Below are 13128 nucleotides of genomic sequence, written 5' to 3' on the forward strand. Positions count from 1 at the left end.
GTTGACGTGGCACCCTTGGTGCACGGCACACTGTCCGTGCCATGTGTGACCTCGGTCCCCCGCGGGCACACAGGGAAGGCAGCGCCGGGACAGGGTGTTGCACGATAGGTGAGCAACGACCGAAGAGATTGTTCATCGGTGACGACCAGAGGAGGAAGGCGATGACCCCGACCCTCACGCCGCCGCCCGAGACGGTGGCTCCCCCAGCCGCCGATGAACGGTGCGACCGCTGCAATGCTGCCGGCAAGCTCCGGATCACTCTGGCGGGTGGGAGCGAGTTGGTGTTCTGTGGGCACCACGCGAACAAGTACGCGGAGGATCTCGTGAAGATCACCGTACGATTCGCGACGGACCCGGAGTTCAGCTGGCGTGGCGCCGATCTGATGGCGAACTGAGAGATTCCGCGGATCCACGACATAGCCGGCCGGAGGCCCCCGCAAGGGGCCTCCGGCCGGCTTTTCGCGTCCTTCGGGCCGATGGCGTCCCTACGAGCTGGCAGCGTCCCTAGGACCGGGCGGCGTCCCGTCGACCGGCGGCCTCCCCGGGGCCGAACGCGTTCCTGGCCGTTGGCCCCCTCAGGCCGGACGGCGGCCCTCCGACCGGAGGCGGCGCTCTCACGGAAGGCGTCCGACGTGCCGGCGGCGGTGATCCGGCCGCCGTCAGAGGGTCTGGACGGTGGCGATGCGTTCCTCGAGCTGCTCGATGGTGGCCTGGGCGCTCGGCGGGCCGCCGCAGAGGCGGCGCAGCTCCGCGTGGATCTTCCCGTGCGGCTGCCCCGTGCGGTGGTGCCGGGCGGCCACGAGGGCGTTCAGCTGGCGGCGTAGGGCGACCCGACGCTGGGCGGCACTCATCGGTACCGGCGGCGCCGTGGGGGCCTCAGCGGCCGCCTCAGCGGGCCGGGTGGCCCGGCGCCGCTGGGCGGCGAGCTGCTCCTGCTGGCGCTTGGTGAGCAGCAGGGCCACCTGGTCGGCGGTGAGCAGCCCGGGCAGGCCGAGGTATTCCTCCTCCTCGGGGGTGCCGGCCTGGGCGGCGGTGCCGAACGAGGCGCCGTCGAAGATCACCTGGTCCAGCTCGGCCGTCGCGGAGAGCGCGGCGAACCGCTTCTCCAGCTCGCCGCTGGCCTGGTCGTCGCGCTGGGCGCGCTCCAGCAGGTCGTCGTCGAAGCCCTCACGGTCCTTGGGCTTGCCGAGGACGTGGTCCCGCTCGGCCTCCATCTCGCTGGCCAGCCCGAGCAGGTGCGGCACGCTGGGCAGGAAGACCGAGGCGGTCTCGCCGGGGCGGCGGGCGCGGACGAACCGGCCGATCGCCTGCGCGAAGTAGAGCGGGGTGCTGGCGCTGGTCGCGTAGACGCCGACGGCCAGCCGGGGGATGTCCACGCCCTCGGAGACCATCCGGACCGCCACCAGCCAGCGCTGCTCGGACGCCGCGAACGTCGCGATCCGCGCCGAGGCGCCCACGTCGTCGGAGAGCACCACCGCCGCGCGCTCGCCCGTGACCTGCTCGATGAGCTTCGCGTACGAGCGGGCGGTCTGCTGGTCGCTGGCGATGATCAGCCCGCCGGCGTCGGGCATCCCCGCGTTGCGCAGGACGGTCAGCCGGGCGTCGGCGGCCCGCAGCACCTGCGGCATCCAGTCGCCCGCCGGGTCCAGGGCCGTACGCCACGCCTGCGCCACGAGGTCCTGGGTCATCGGCTCGCCGAGGCGCGCCGCCAGCTCGTCCCCGGCGTTGGTGCGCCACCGGGTCTCCCCCGAGTACGCCAGGAAGAGCACGGGCCGTACGACGCCGTCGCGCAGCGCGTCGGCGTAGCCGTAGACCGAGTCGGCGCGCGAGCGCAGCAGGCCGTCGCCGCCCCGCTCGTAGCTGACGAACGGGATCGGGTTGTCGTCGGAGCGGAACGGCGTCCCGGTCAGCATCAACCGGCGCTCGGCGCCCTCGAAGGCCGCCTTCACCCCGTCGCCCCAGGAGCGGCTGTCCCCCGCGTGGTGGATCTCGTCGAGGACGACCAGGGTGCGCCGGGTGAGGGTGCGCCGCTTGTGCACCTGGGGTGCCATGCCGACCTGCGCGTACGTGACGACGGCGCCGTGGAAGTCGGCGGAGGAGTGCAGGTCGGCGTTGCGGAACGCGGCGTCGAGCTGGATGCCGACCCGGGCCGCCGCCTGTGCCCACTGGGTCTTCAGGTGCTCGGTCGGCGCCACCACGGTCACCGCCTCGACGGTGCCGTCGGCGAGCAGCTCGGCGGCGATCCGCAGGGCGAAGGTGGTCTTTCCGGCGCCCGGGGTGGCGACCGCCGTGAAGTCGGGGTCCCGCCGGCGCAGGTACTCCACGAGTGCCTTGCGCTGCCACGCACGCAGTGCCGGAAACGTCTCGATCGCCGGCATCCGGGCCGCCACGGGAAGCTCCTCTCCGACCGCCTGACGGCGGACCCCGGGCGAGGGCCACGGGTACCGCCGCCCATGAAAACGCCTCCGCGCAGGTGGTGCCGCGAAGGCCGACTCAGCATAACCAGCGCGGCCCGCCCGACCCAGCCGACACCACGCTGGTCACATCCGTCACCGGAGTCAGGGGCGGTTGCCGGGGGTCCCCGTACGCGGGGGACGCAGGGTGGCCACCGGCGCCGACCAGCGCCGTCGCAGCGCCACCAGGCGCAGCAGGAAGACCACGACCGCCGCCGCGGTCAGCCAGACGGCGTTGGCGTGCCCGAGCGCGTCCAGCAGGGCCACGAGGATCGAGCCGACGAGCGCGGCGACGGCGTAGATCTCCCGCCGCAGCACCACCGGGATCTCGGCGGTGAGCAGGTCGCGGCCGAGGCCGCCGCCGATCGCGGTGAGCATGCCGATCACGCAGGCCCCCACCGCCGGCACCTGGGCGTCGAGGGCCTTGACCGTGCCGGTGACGGTGAACAGCGCCAGCCCGGCCGCGTCGAGCACCAGCACGGTGGTGCGCAGCCGGGCGAACTGGGGATGCAGCCAGAAGACGGCGGCGGCGGTGACGGCGGCCGTCGCGGCGTACCGCCAGTCGCCGAAGGCCAGCGGCGGCGCCTCGTCGATCGCCAGGTCACGGAAGATCCCGCCGCCGAGCGCGGCCACGAAGCCGACGAAGACGACGCCGAAGAGGTCGAGCCGTTTGGCCACCGCCGCGGAGGCCCCGGAGGCGGCAAAGACCGCCACCCCGGTGAGGTCGGCGAGGAGCAGGGCGGTGGAGGTGGTCACCGGCGAAGGTTACGTGCGCGACCCGGAGGGTCGCCCACGTTCACTCGCCCCAGGAGTCGTAGATCTCCTTGCACTTCGGGCAGACCGGCGAGCCGGGCTTGGCGGCCTTGGTGACCGGGAAGGTCTCCCCGCACAGCGCGACGACGAACGTGCCCATGACGGCACTCTCGGCGATCTTCTCCTTGCGCACGTAGTGGAACATCTCGGGACCGGTGTCGGCGTCCTTCAGCTCCGGACGCTCGAGAACCTCTGTGCTCACTTCTGCACCTCCGACCGTCAAGTCTGGCAGGTCACCCCCGCTCCGGTCCACTACAGGTCGCCCGGACGAGGGCCGTACGGTGGTGACGTGACCGACTTTCACATCCGCTACGGCAGCGAGGTTGCCGACGCCCTGCGCGACGGGCGTCCCGTCGTCGCCCTGGAGAGCACCATCGTCTCGCACGGGCTGCCCCGGCCGGACAACCTGCGGGTGGCCCGCGAGATCGAGCAGGCCGTCCGGGACGCGGGCGCGGTACCGGCGACCATCGGCATGGTCGGCGGGCGGCTCGTGGTGGGCCTCGACGACGCGGAGCTGACCCGGCTCGCCACCGTCGACGGGGTCGCCAAGCTCTCCGTACGCGATCTCGCCCTCGCCGCCGCGACCGGCGCGGACGGCGCCACGACCGTGGCCGCGACCAGCGCGGTGGCCGCCGCCGCCGGGATCGCCGTGTTCGCCACCGGCGGCCTCGGCGGGGTGCACCGGGAGGCGGCGCAGACCTTCGACGAGTCGGCCGACCTGGTCACCCTGGCCCGTACGCCGATCGCGGTGGTCTGCGCCGGGGTCAAGTCGATCCTCGACGTGGGCGCCACCCTGGAGCGGCTGGAGACCCTCGGCGTGGGCGTCGTCGGCTTCGGGACGCGGCGCTTCCCCGGCTTCTTCATCACCGACGGCGGCTTCGACCTGGACTGGTCGCTGGAGTCGGCCGAGCAGGTGGCGGACGTGCTGGTGGCCCGGGAACAGCAGCGCGTGCACCACGGCGGCCTGATCGTGGCCAACCCGCTGCCGACCGACGAGCAGCTCGACCCGCAGCTGCACGACCGGACCCTCGCCGACGGGCTGGCCCTGCTGGAGCGCGACGGGGTGACCGGCAAGGCCGTGACGCCCTACCTGCTCGCGCACTTCCACTCGGCGACCGAGGGGGCGAGCCTGGCGGTCAACGTCCGGATCATCCTGCGCAACGCCGACCTCGCCGCCCGGATCGCCGTCGCCGCGGCCGCCCGGCGCGCCGGGGCATGAGCGCAGGCCGCGTCCTCGTCGTCGGTGACCTGATCACCGACGTGGTGGCGGTGCTGGCCGGGCCCCTGGCCACCGGGTCGGACACCCCTGCGGCGATCCGGTTCAGCGGCGGCGGGCAGGCCGCCAACACGGCGGCCTGGCTCGCCGCCCAGGGCGTACCGGTCACGCTGGTCGGTGCCGTCGGCGACGACGACGCCGGCCGGGACCGGGTGGCCGAGCTGGAGCGCGCCGGGGTCGACTGCGCGACGACCGTGTGCCCCGACCGCGCCACCGGGACGGTCATCGTGCTGGCCACGGCCGGGGAGCGGTCGATGGTCACCGAGCGGGGCGCGAACCTGCGGTTGGCCCCGCGCGACGTCGACGCGGCGCTGGCCGCGGTGCCGGACGCGCGGCACCTGCACCTGTCCGGGTACACCCTGCTGGACGACGAGTCCCGACCGGCGGGACTGCGGGCGCTGGCCGCCGCCCGCGAGCGTGGTCTCAGCACCAGCGTCGACGCGGCCTCCGCCGCCCCGCTGCGGCGGGTCGGCGCGGCGGCCTTCCTGTCCTGGGTACGCGGGGTCGACCTGCTCCTGGTCAACGCCGACGAGGCGACGGTGCTGGCCGGCGGGCTGGACCCGGCGGCGCAGGGGCGGGTCCTGTCGGCCACCGCCCGGCGGATCGTCGTGAAGCAGGGCGCCGCCGGGGCGGTCTGGGTGGACCGGGCAGCCTCGGTCGCCGTCGCGCCGGCCCGCCGGGTGGCGGTGGTCGACGTCACCGGCGCCGGGGACGCGTTCGCGGCCGGGCTGCTGGCCGCCTGGCTCGACGGCGCCAAGCCGACGGTGGCGCTGGGCCGCGCCGGCGACCTCGGCGCCCTCGCGGTCTCGCAGATCGGCGCCCGCCCCGCTCCGTGACCTGCTGGCCTGCCGGGCAGGTGCGGGCGCCGGGCCTCCCCCGGCGGGGCGGGTGGGTCAGGGCTCGGCGTCGATGATCTTGTGGGGGCGCTCCTGGGCGGTGAGGCTCATCGGCGGGGTCTCGTCGCGGTGCCGCGGCTGGAACCGGTTGGCCAGCCGGTGCTGCTCCTTGGGCGGGCGGTCGTTGGCCAGCAGGACCGCCAGCCACGGGATGAGCACCATGCCCAGGGCCACCATCGGCAGCCAGAGCCAGAGCAGTGGGGCCTGCACGCCGACCAGGACGGCACCGACGATCACGCAGGCCACCCGGATGCCCATCATCAGCACGTAGCGCTTCTGACGGCTGGTGAGCTGGTCGTCCTGGCTGCGCGAGGCGTCGGTGATCAGGATCGGCTGGTACGCCTGACGCTTCACCATGGACCTCCTCGAGGGGGTTACGCCCCATCCTGACACCTCCGGCGCGTGATCAGCGAGAATCGCTCGACCCGGCCTCGTGTTACCTGCGTGGTACGCTCGCGCCGTGGGCAGCAGGTTCAGCTTCACCGACGAGGCGTTGGCCAACCTGAGGGTCTACGACGTCACGCCCGGGGAAGTCTGGGAGGCGCTGCACAGCACCCGCCGGGTGATCCGGCACCTCGGCGACGACGTGATGGTCGTCTACGCCGCCGCCCGCCGGGGGCGCCGACTGGCCGTGCTGCTCGCCGAGGCCGACGGCACCGACAACGACTGGGACATCCTCTCCGCCCGCGAGCTGAGCGACGTCGAGGCGAAGCGCTACGACGAGGCCGTGCGGAGATCTCGATGAGGAGGCGGTGACGATGAACCGTAACGACGCGACCAAGCAGTTCCACAGCGGCGGTGGCCGGCTCGCGGAGCTGATCGACGGGAGCCCACAGGTGGAGCTGCCCGCCCCCGACACCGACACCCCCATGGTCAGCCGCTCGGTGCGCCTGCCGCTGGAGACGTACGAGCGGGTCCGCGCCGCCGCCGACGCGCGCGGCATCGGGGTCACCACGCTCATGCGGCAGTGGATCGAGGCCGGCCTGGCCGACCTGGACGACTCCGCCACGGTCTCCCTCGCCGACGTCCGGCGGGCCCTGGCCGCCCTCTCCCGACCGACCGCCGCCTGACCCCACCGGATCACGGCGCGGGAAACTCACCCCCGCCGGTCCCGCCGTGTCCGAGCGGCGACGCGGCCATCTCGGACGGGCGGCCCCTGCTGCGCCGCGCGTCGGCGAACGCCACCGCCGCCAGCACCACGGCGGCCCCCGCCAGCGCCATCGTGGGTGGCCCCAGGGTGAACGCCGGTGACAGCAGGAGCAGCACCAGCAGGCCGCCCACCCGCGACCACGACACCCGGCCGAAGATCTCGTACTCGAAGCGGGACCGGGCCGCCAGGAAGATGGCCGGGCCGCCGACGATGAAGACCAACCAGGTGGGGTCGGTCCGTCCGTGCGGATACGCGATCACCAGTTCGTAGCCGACGGCGGTGCTCAGCACGCCGGTCACGATGATCAGGTGGGTGCTGCTGGCGGAGGCGCCGAGCCGCCCGGGCGACCGGGCCACCCGCAGCGCCTCGCCGAGCAGGTGACCCGCCCGGTGGAAGTAGATCCGCCAGAGCAGGGCCGTGGTGACGAAGGCGACCGTGAAGGCGCCGGCCCGGTCGGCGGTGAACTCCGCGCCGCTGTACGTCAGCCCGATCACCAGGATGGTCTCCCCCAGCGAGATGAGGAAGATCTGCTGGTACCGGTCGGCCAGGTGCTCACCGGCGATGAGCCAGCCGGCCGTGCGCGCCGGACCCAACCGGGGCAACGGCCAGCCGAGCAGCAGCCCGGTGTAGTCGACGGCGACGGCGAGCACCCAGACCGGCAGGCGCAGGTGCTCCGGCCCGAACGCCCCGACCAGCCACGGCACGGCACCCAGGACCGCCCAGGCAAGCAGTCGCAGCGGCACCGCGCGGCGGGGGTGACCGCGCAGCGCCGTACCGATGATCAGCGGCCGGACGACCATCACCGCCAGGTAGGCCAGCACGAACGCCAGGGCCCGGTCCTCGAACGCCCGGGGCAGCGCCACGGCCATCACCATCGCGCCGAACATCGACCCGACCACCACGAACTGGATCACCGGTCGCTCCGGCTCGTACCGGCTGGTGACCCAGGTGGTGATCGACCAGAGCAGCCACAGGGCGAGGAAGAGCACGCCCGTACGCGCGATCTCGGCGAGCAGCGTCCCGACGGAGCCACCGGTGCCGTCGATCAGGCGCATCGAGACCCGGGTCAACGCGAAGACGAAGACCAGGTCGAAGAAGAGTTCGAGGAAGGTGGCCCGGGGCGAACTCTCCTCCGGCCGCAGCAGCCGCCCGGCGCGTTCGTCCGTCATCGGCTGCCCGTCGTCACCATCCTGGCTACAACGACCGGCCCTACCTGACGGTTGCGTCAGCCCCCGACGGTCTTCGCCTTCGCCGCCGCCTTCATCTGCTGCTTGTACTCGCGCACCCGACGCAGCGAGTCGGCGTCGGTCACGTCGGCCACCGACCGGTGGGCGTCCGCGTCGCCGTATCCGCCGGCCGCCTCCCGCCAGCCCGCCGGCGTGACCCCGAACCGCTTGCCGAGCAGCGCGAGGAAGATCTGCGCCTTCTGCGCGCCGAAGCCGGGCAGGTCGGCGATGCGGCGCAGCAGCTCCCGGCCGTCGGCGGCGTCGGACCAGAGCCGGGCGGCGTCGCCGTCGTACCGGTCGACGAGGACCCGGCACACCTCCTGCACCCGGGCCGCCATGGCCTTCGGGAACCGGTGCAGCGCCGGCGGCTGGGCGAAGAGGGCGACCAGCGCCTCCGGGTCGTACCCGGCCAGCTCCCGGGCGTCCAGCTCGCGCCCGAGGCGCTGCGCCAGCAAGTACGGCGAGGAGAACGCCTTCTCCATCGGCACCTGCTGGTCGAGGACCATGCCGAGCAGCAGCGCCAGCGGGCTGCGCTCCAGCAGCCGGTTGGCCTCCGGGTCGATGGGCAGTGCGAGCGTCATGGCGTCAATGCTGTCACCACGCCGACCGGCCGGTGCCCGGACACGCGCGTTCGCGTACCGCCCACGGGTCGCGGGAGGTGGACCGGAGGATCGCCGGGTGGCCGCGTGCCCGCGCCGCGCACCAGGCAGGATGGCGACGTGGACGGACACGACATGTTGCTCTCCCCCGCCGGCGTCGAGGCGCTGCGGACCGCGCTGACCCGGGCGGCATTCACCTCGAACGGCATCGCCAGCCGGCTCGGCGCGCAGGCCACCGGCGGGGTCGCCCGCAACGACTTCCGGGCGGCGCTGCGCGCCACCGAGGACCGCGACCCGCTCGGCACCCTGATCCGCGTGTTCATCTGCGAGCAGACCGAGCCGGAGGCCGCCGTGGCCGCCGCGCTGGCGCCGCTGTCGCTGGACGAGGCGCTCGCCGGGGGCCTGGTCGAGCGGCACGGCGACGGCCTGCGCATGGGCGTGGACCTGGAGCCGTACGGGGACGACTGGTGGGTCCTCGCCGACGTGCCCGCCAGCGCCCGGCCCGGTCGCCCGCTGCACGCCGAGCACGTCCTCGGCATCGGCGGGGCGACGCAGACGCTGATCGGCGCGACCGTACGCCGGCCCGTCGAGACCGCGCTGGACCTGGGCACCGGGTCCGGCGTGCAGGCCCTGCACCTGGCCACCCACGCGGGGCGGGTCACCGCCACGGACCTCTCGGCGCGGGCGCTGCGCTTCGCCGCCACCACGGCCGCGCTCAACGGCCAGGACTGGGAGCTGCTCCGCGGCGACCTGGTGGCCCCCGTCGCCGGGCGGCGCTTCGACCTGGTGGTGAGCAACCCGCCGTTCGTGGTGGGCCCCGGCACCACGACGCACGTCTACCGCGACTCGGGGCGGGTCGGCGACGCGATCGGCGCCGAGCTGGCCGCCGCCGCGCCCGGCCTGCTGACCGAGGGCGGCACCATGCAGTACCTGGCCAACTGGGTGCACGTCGCCGGGGAGGACTGGGCCGAGCGGGTGACCGGCTGGTTCGCCGGCACGGGGCTGGACGCCTGGGTCATCCAGCGTGAGGTGGCCGACCCGATGGCGTACGTCAACCTGTGGCTCACCGACGTGGGCGAGGCGGCCGACCCGCGCCGGATGGCGGACTGGCTGGACTGGTTCGACGCGCACAAGGTGGAGGCGGTCGGCTTCGGCATCGTCTCGCTGCGCCGCTCCGGCCACGACGACCCGGTCCTGCGGGTGGAGGACCTGCGCCAGCGGGTGCAGGCGCCGCTCGGCGACCGGGTCGGCGCGTGGTTCGACCGCCAGGACTGGCTGCGCGACCGCGACATTGACGGGCTGCTCGCCGCCCGGTTCCGGGCCGCCGACGGGCTCCAGCTGCGGCAGGAGGCCACGATGGGCGACGAGGGCTGGGCGGTGGACCGGCAGGTGCTGGCCATGCCGCACGGCCTGCGCTGGACCGAGGAGATCGACCCACTGGTCCTGGCCCTGGTCGGCGGGGCCGACGGGCGGCTGCCGCTGCGCGACCAGCTCGCCCTGCTCGCCGCCGCGCACGACGTGGCCCCCGGGGAGCTGGCCGAGGCGGCCGGGCCGATCGTCGCGCACCTCGTCGAGCGCGGCTTCATCGAGCCGGTGGCCGACTGATGCGGGCCGTGGTGCAGACCGTCGGCCGCGCCGGCGTGACGGTCGACGGCGAGGTGGTCGGCGCGATCGACGACGGGCTGCTGGTGCTGCTCGGGGTGACCCACACCGACACCGTCGAGACCGCCCGCACGATGGCCCGCAAGGTGCACGAGCTGCGGATCCTCGACGAGGAGCGGTCCGCGGCGGACACCGGCGCGCCGATCCTGGTGGTCAGCCAGTTCACCCTCTACGGCGACGCCCGCAAGGGCCGCCGTCCGAGCTGGACGGCGGCCGCCCCGGCGGAGGTCGCGGAGCCCCTGGTGACGGCGGTCGTGGAGGCGCTGCGCGCCCGGGGCGCGAAGGTGCAGACCGGCCGCTTCCGCGCCCACATGCTGGTCGAGAGCGTCAACGTCGGCCCCCGTACGGTGCTGCTCGACCTCTGAGCGCCCGCACTCCCGCCCCTCCTCGCCGGTCACGGGGACGACGGCCGCGAGGGCCCCGTCCCGTCGCCCTCGTGCGCGGCGGAGAGGTCGGGGCAGGGGTCAGGAGAAGAGACCGCGGCGCTGGAGCGACTGGCGGATCCAGCCGTCGAGCTGGGCGGCCCAGTCGGTGCGCTCGGCGGCGGCGTGGTCGATGGTGAAGCGGCCGAACGCGTCGCGTCCCTCGGTGAACAGCCCGCCGCGCTTGTCGAGCTCCAGCACCACCTGGATCTGCTGCGGGTCGGTGACGAAGGTGACCTCCAGCTGGTTGATCGCCCCGGCGTACTGCGGCGCCGGGTAGAACTCGATCTCCTGGTAGAAGGGCAGGCTCTGCCGTACGCCGTAGATGTGGCCCCGCTCCACGTCGGCGCGGGCGAACCGGAAGCCCAGCCGCAGGAACGCCTCCAGGATCTTCTGCTGCGACGGCAGCGGGTGCACCGCCACCGCGTCCAGGTCGCCCTTGTCGACCGCGCGGGCCACCTCCAGCTCCGTACGCAGCCCCATCGTCATGCCGTGCAGGTGCTGCCCGTACAGCTCGGTGAGCGGCGTCTCCCACGGCACGGGGAAGCGGAACGGGATGTCGTGGCGCTGCCCCGCGTCGAGCCGGAACGCGCCGGTCACGGCCTGCCGGTGGAACTCCTGCGTGGTCTCGTAGTCGTTGTCGCCGCTCTCCACCTCGACCCGGGTGACCAGGCCCAGGGCGACGTACTCCACGTCGACGGGGTGGTCGCCGCCGGCCACGTGGACGACGCCCTCCAACTGCCCGCCGGGGCGGCAGTTCGGGTTCGCCAGCACGGTTTCCACCGACGGGCCACCCACACCCATCGCCTGCATGAGCCGCTTGAAGACCACACCAACCTCCTTGACCAGTTCGCTGCGCCGTGTCGCCGGCGACGCCGGCCGACCGCTGGCACGGTAACCGCCTGCGGCAACATCCGCTCGGCGACGAGCCGCGTACGCTGAGCAGGCCATCGACGCGTTCATTGTCGGGTCCCCGATCGCCTCACTCCCGTTTCACGCCCCGCCCGCCAAGCTGTGTGTCACACCGGCACCACTGGGCCGGAACCAACGGCACAGACGTGGACACGGGGAGAACTGAGATGGCCCAACAGATGACGGAGCACCGGACGCGCCCGGCCGGCACCACCGAGGCCGCGAGCGCCACCGACACCCTGACCGACCTCGACGCCACCGACGAGCGCGGCGTCTCCACGGATCTGGTCCGGGCATACCTGAACGGGATCGGTCGCACGAAGCTGCTGACCGCCGCCCAGGAGGTCGACCTCGCCAAGCGGATCGAGGCCGGTCTGTTCGCCGAGGAGAAACTGGCGACCTGCACCCCCGTCTCGACGGAGCTGCGGGCCGACCTGGAGCTGATCGTCGCGCAGGGTCGGGCCGCGAAGGACCACCTGCTGGAGGCCAACCTGCGCCTGGTGGTCAGCATCGCCAAGCGCTACACCGGCCGCGGCATGGCCTTCCTCGACCTGATCCAGGAGGGCAACCTCGGCCTGATCCGCGCGGTCGAGAAGTTCGACTACGCCAAGGGCTACAAGTTCTCCACGTACGCCACCTGGTGGATCCGGCAGGCGATCACCCGCGCGATGGCCGACCAGGCCCGCACGATCCGCATCCCGGTGCACATGGTCGAGCAGGTCAACCGCATGGTCCGGGCCCGTCGCGAGCTCTCCGTCTCGCTGGGCCGCGAGCCCACCGTCGCCGAGGTCGCCCGGGCCATGGACATCCCGGAGTTCCAGGTGATCGAGCTGATCTCGTACGACCGGGAGCCGGTGAGCCTCGACCAGGCGGTCGGTGAGGACGGCGAGAGCGCGCTCGGCGACTTCGTGGCCGCCGTCGACCCGAGCGCCGAGCCGGGCGACGCCGCCGCGCAGGGTGAGCTGCGCAACGAGGTGAGCATCGTGCTGTCCACCCTCTCCCAGCGGGAGCAGGCCGTGATCCGGCTCCGCTTCGGCCTCGACGACGGCCGGCAGCGCACCCTCGACGAGGTGGGTCGGGAGTTCGGCCTGTCGCGGGAGCGGATCCGGCAGATCGAGAAGGTGACCCTGCTGAAGCTGCGCGACCCGGAGCGGGCGCAGCGCCTGGAGGCGTACGCCTGCTGACGTTCCCTGCGCCACGCGAGGCCCCGGCGGTTCGCCGGGGCCTCGCGTTCGTCCGGCGCGGGGACGGTGCTTGCCCCGGCGGCGCCGCCGGGATATAAAACCATCTGGTTATTGAACCGGGAGGTTATCGAATCGTGCGCGCCGACCTGCTGGACGCGACCTTCGCGGCCCTGGCCGACCCGACCAGGCGGGCCATCCTGGCCCGCCTGGCGGCCGGCGAGGCCACCGTGACCGAGCTGGCGGCGCCCTTCGCGATGAGCCAGCCGGCAGTCTCCAAGCACCTCAGGGTGCTGGAGCGCGCCGGGCTGGTCAGCCGGGGCCGCGACGGCCAGCGTCGCCCGTGCCGCCTGGAGGCCGGCCCGTTGCGGGAGGCCACCGCCTGGCTGGCCGGCTACCGGGGCTACTGGGCGGAGAGCTACCAGCGCCTCGACGCCCTGCTCGACGACCTCCAGCCCACCGACCGGAGGGCCGGCGACCCCGCCGGCACCGGGCGCGACGACACCCCGGACGCCACCCGGTGACCGGCGACGGCGAC

At 73.8% G+C, this 13128-nt stretch carries 16 protein-coding genes; 9 read left to right on the forward strand and 7 right to left on the reverse strand.

Features of this window, described 5'->3' with window-relative positions; all coding sequences use genetic code 11:
* Positions 1-161 precede the first annotated feature (161 nt).
* Positions 162-395: a DUF7455 domain-containing protein gene (locus GA0070610_RS19660; protein WP_074474066.1), complete on the forward strand. Its 234-nt coding sequence runs from the start codon at positions 162-164 to the stop codon at positions 393-395.
* Positions 396-659: 264 nt separating this feature from the next.
* Here the strand turns inward: GA0070610_RS19660 and GA0070610_RS19665 are convergent, their stop codons facing one another.
* From GA0070610_RS19665 to GA0070610_RS19675, 3 genes are all read right to left on the reverse strand, one after another.
* A complete protein-coding gene (locus GA0070610_RS19665; RefSeq protein ID WP_089001392.1) occupies positions 660-2390 on the reverse strand; it encodes a DEAD/DEAH box helicase in 1731 nt (576 codons plus the stop codon).
* A 168-nt stretch (positions 2391-2558) separates the two neighbouring features.
* Entirely contained in the window at positions 2559-3209 is a 651-nt protein-coding gene (locus GA0070610_RS19670; RefSeq protein ID WP_089001393.1) for a trimeric intracellular cation channel family protein, read from the reverse strand.
* 40 nt (positions 3210-3249) lie between these two features.
* Positions 3250-3468 (reverse strand): DUF3039 domain-containing protein, encoded by a 219-nt coding sequence (locus tag GA0070610_RS19675; protein WP_089001394.1) that lies wholly within the window; start codon positions 3466-3468, stop codon positions 3250-3252.
* A gap of 87 nt (positions 3469-3555) precedes the next feature.
* Here GA0070610_RS19675 and GA0070610_RS19680 point away from each other — a divergent pair, with 87 nt between their 5' ends.
* Both GA0070610_RS19680 and GA0070610_RS19685 read left to right on the forward strand, forming a co-directional pair.
* Positions 3556-4485, forward strand: coding sequence for a pseudouridine-5'-phosphate glycosidase (locus tag GA0070610_RS19680; protein WP_089001395.1), 930 nt, complete (start codon positions 3556-3558; stop codon positions 4483-4485).
* Positions 4482-5378 (forward strand): carbohydrate kinase family protein, encoded by an 897-nt coding sequence (locus GA0070610_RS19685; RefSeq protein ID WP_089001396.1) that lies wholly within the window; start codon positions 4482-4484, stop codon positions 5376-5378. Before GA0070610_RS19680 ends, GA0070610_RS19685 begins: the two co-directional genes overlap by 4 nt.
* Positions 5379-5435: 57 nt before the next feature.
* Here the strand turns inward: GA0070610_RS19685 and GA0070610_RS19690 are convergent, their stop codons facing one another.
* The gene (locus GA0070610_RS19690; RefSeq protein WP_172896557.1) at positions 5436-5795 is read right to left on the reverse strand and encodes a DUF3099 domain-containing protein; all 360 of its coding nucleotides are present in this window, start codon (positions 5793-5795) and stop codon (positions 5436-5438) included.
* 103 nt (positions 5796-5898) lie between these two features.
* Here GA0070610_RS19690 and GA0070610_RS19695 point away from each other — a divergent pair, with 103 nt between their 5' ends.
* On the forward strand, positions 5899-6183 hold the full coding sequence (locus GA0070610_RS19695; protein WP_231925747.1) for a hypothetical protein: 285 nt from the start codon (positions 5899-5901) through the stop codon (positions 6181-6183).
* Positions 6184-6196: 13 nt separating this feature from the next.
* Positions 6197-6508, forward strand: a complete 312-nt coding sequence (locus tag GA0070610_RS19700; protein WP_089003622.1) for a hypothetical protein — start codon at positions 6197-6199, stop codon at positions 6506-6508.
* Between the two features lie 10 nt (positions 6509-6518).
* On the opposite strand, the gene GA0070610_RS19705 is transcribed toward GA0070610_RS19700, so the two are convergent.
* Together GA0070610_RS19705 and GA0070610_RS19710 are read right to left on the reverse strand one after the other, a co-directional pair.
* The gene (locus GA0070610_RS19705) at positions 6519-7757 is read right to left on the reverse strand and encodes a low temperature requirement protein A (protein ID WP_089001398.1); all 1239 of its coding nucleotides are present in this window, start codon (positions 7755-7757) and stop codon (positions 6519-6521) included.
* A gap of 56 nt (positions 7758-7813) precedes the next feature.
* Positions 7814-8395, reverse strand: coding sequence for an HhH-GPD-type base excision DNA repair protein (locus GA0070610_RS19710; RefSeq protein ID WP_172896558.1), 582 nt, complete (start codon positions 8393-8395; stop codon positions 7814-7816).
* Between the two features lie 138 nt (positions 8396-8533).
* On the opposite strand from GA0070610_RS19710, the gene GA0070610_RS19715 reads away from it, so the two are divergent.
* A complete protein-coding gene (locus tag GA0070610_RS19715; RefSeq protein ID WP_172896559.1) occupies positions 8534-10018 on the forward strand; it encodes a DUF7782 domain-containing protein in 1485 nt (494 codons plus the stop codon).
* Positions 10018-10440: a D-aminoacyl-tRNA deacylase gene (gene dtd / locus GA0070610_RS19720; protein WP_089001400.1), complete on the forward strand. Its 423-nt coding sequence runs from the start codon at positions 10018-10020 to the stop codon at positions 10438-10440. The genes GA0070610_RS19715 and dtd overlap by 1 nt, the downstream gene beginning before the upstream one ends.
* A gap of 99 nt (positions 10441-10539) precedes the next feature.
* Here the strand turns inward: dtd and GA0070610_RS19725 are convergent, their stop codons facing one another.
* On the reverse strand, positions 10540-11328 hold the full coding sequence (locus tag GA0070610_RS19725; RefSeq protein WP_089001401.1) for a sporulation protein: 789 nt from the start codon (positions 11326-11328) through the stop codon (positions 10540-10542).
* Positions 11329-11576: 248 nt separating this feature from the next.
* On the opposite strand from GA0070610_RS19725, the gene sigB reads away from it, so the two are divergent.
* Both sigB and GA0070610_RS19735 read left to right on the forward strand, forming a co-directional pair.
* Positions 11577-12593 (forward strand): RNA polymerase sigma factor SigB, encoded by a 1017-nt coding sequence (sigB, locus tag GA0070610_RS19730; RefSeq protein ID WP_392567260.1) that lies wholly within the window; start codon positions 11577-11579, stop codon positions 12591-12593.
* Between the two features lie 110 nt (positions 12594-12703).
* The gene (locus GA0070610_RS19735) at positions 12704-13114 is read left to right on the forward strand and encodes an ArsR/SmtB family transcription factor (RefSeq protein ID WP_197697907.1); all 411 of its coding nucleotides are present in this window, start codon (positions 12704-12706) and stop codon (positions 13112-13114) included.
* Positions 13115-13128 lie beyond the last annotated feature (14 nt).

Origin of the sequence: Micromonospora echinofusca (assembly GCF_900091445.1) — a bacterium.
GTDB lineage: Bacteria > Actinomycetota > Actinomycetes > Mycobacteriales > Micromonosporaceae > Micromonospora > Micromonospora echinofusca.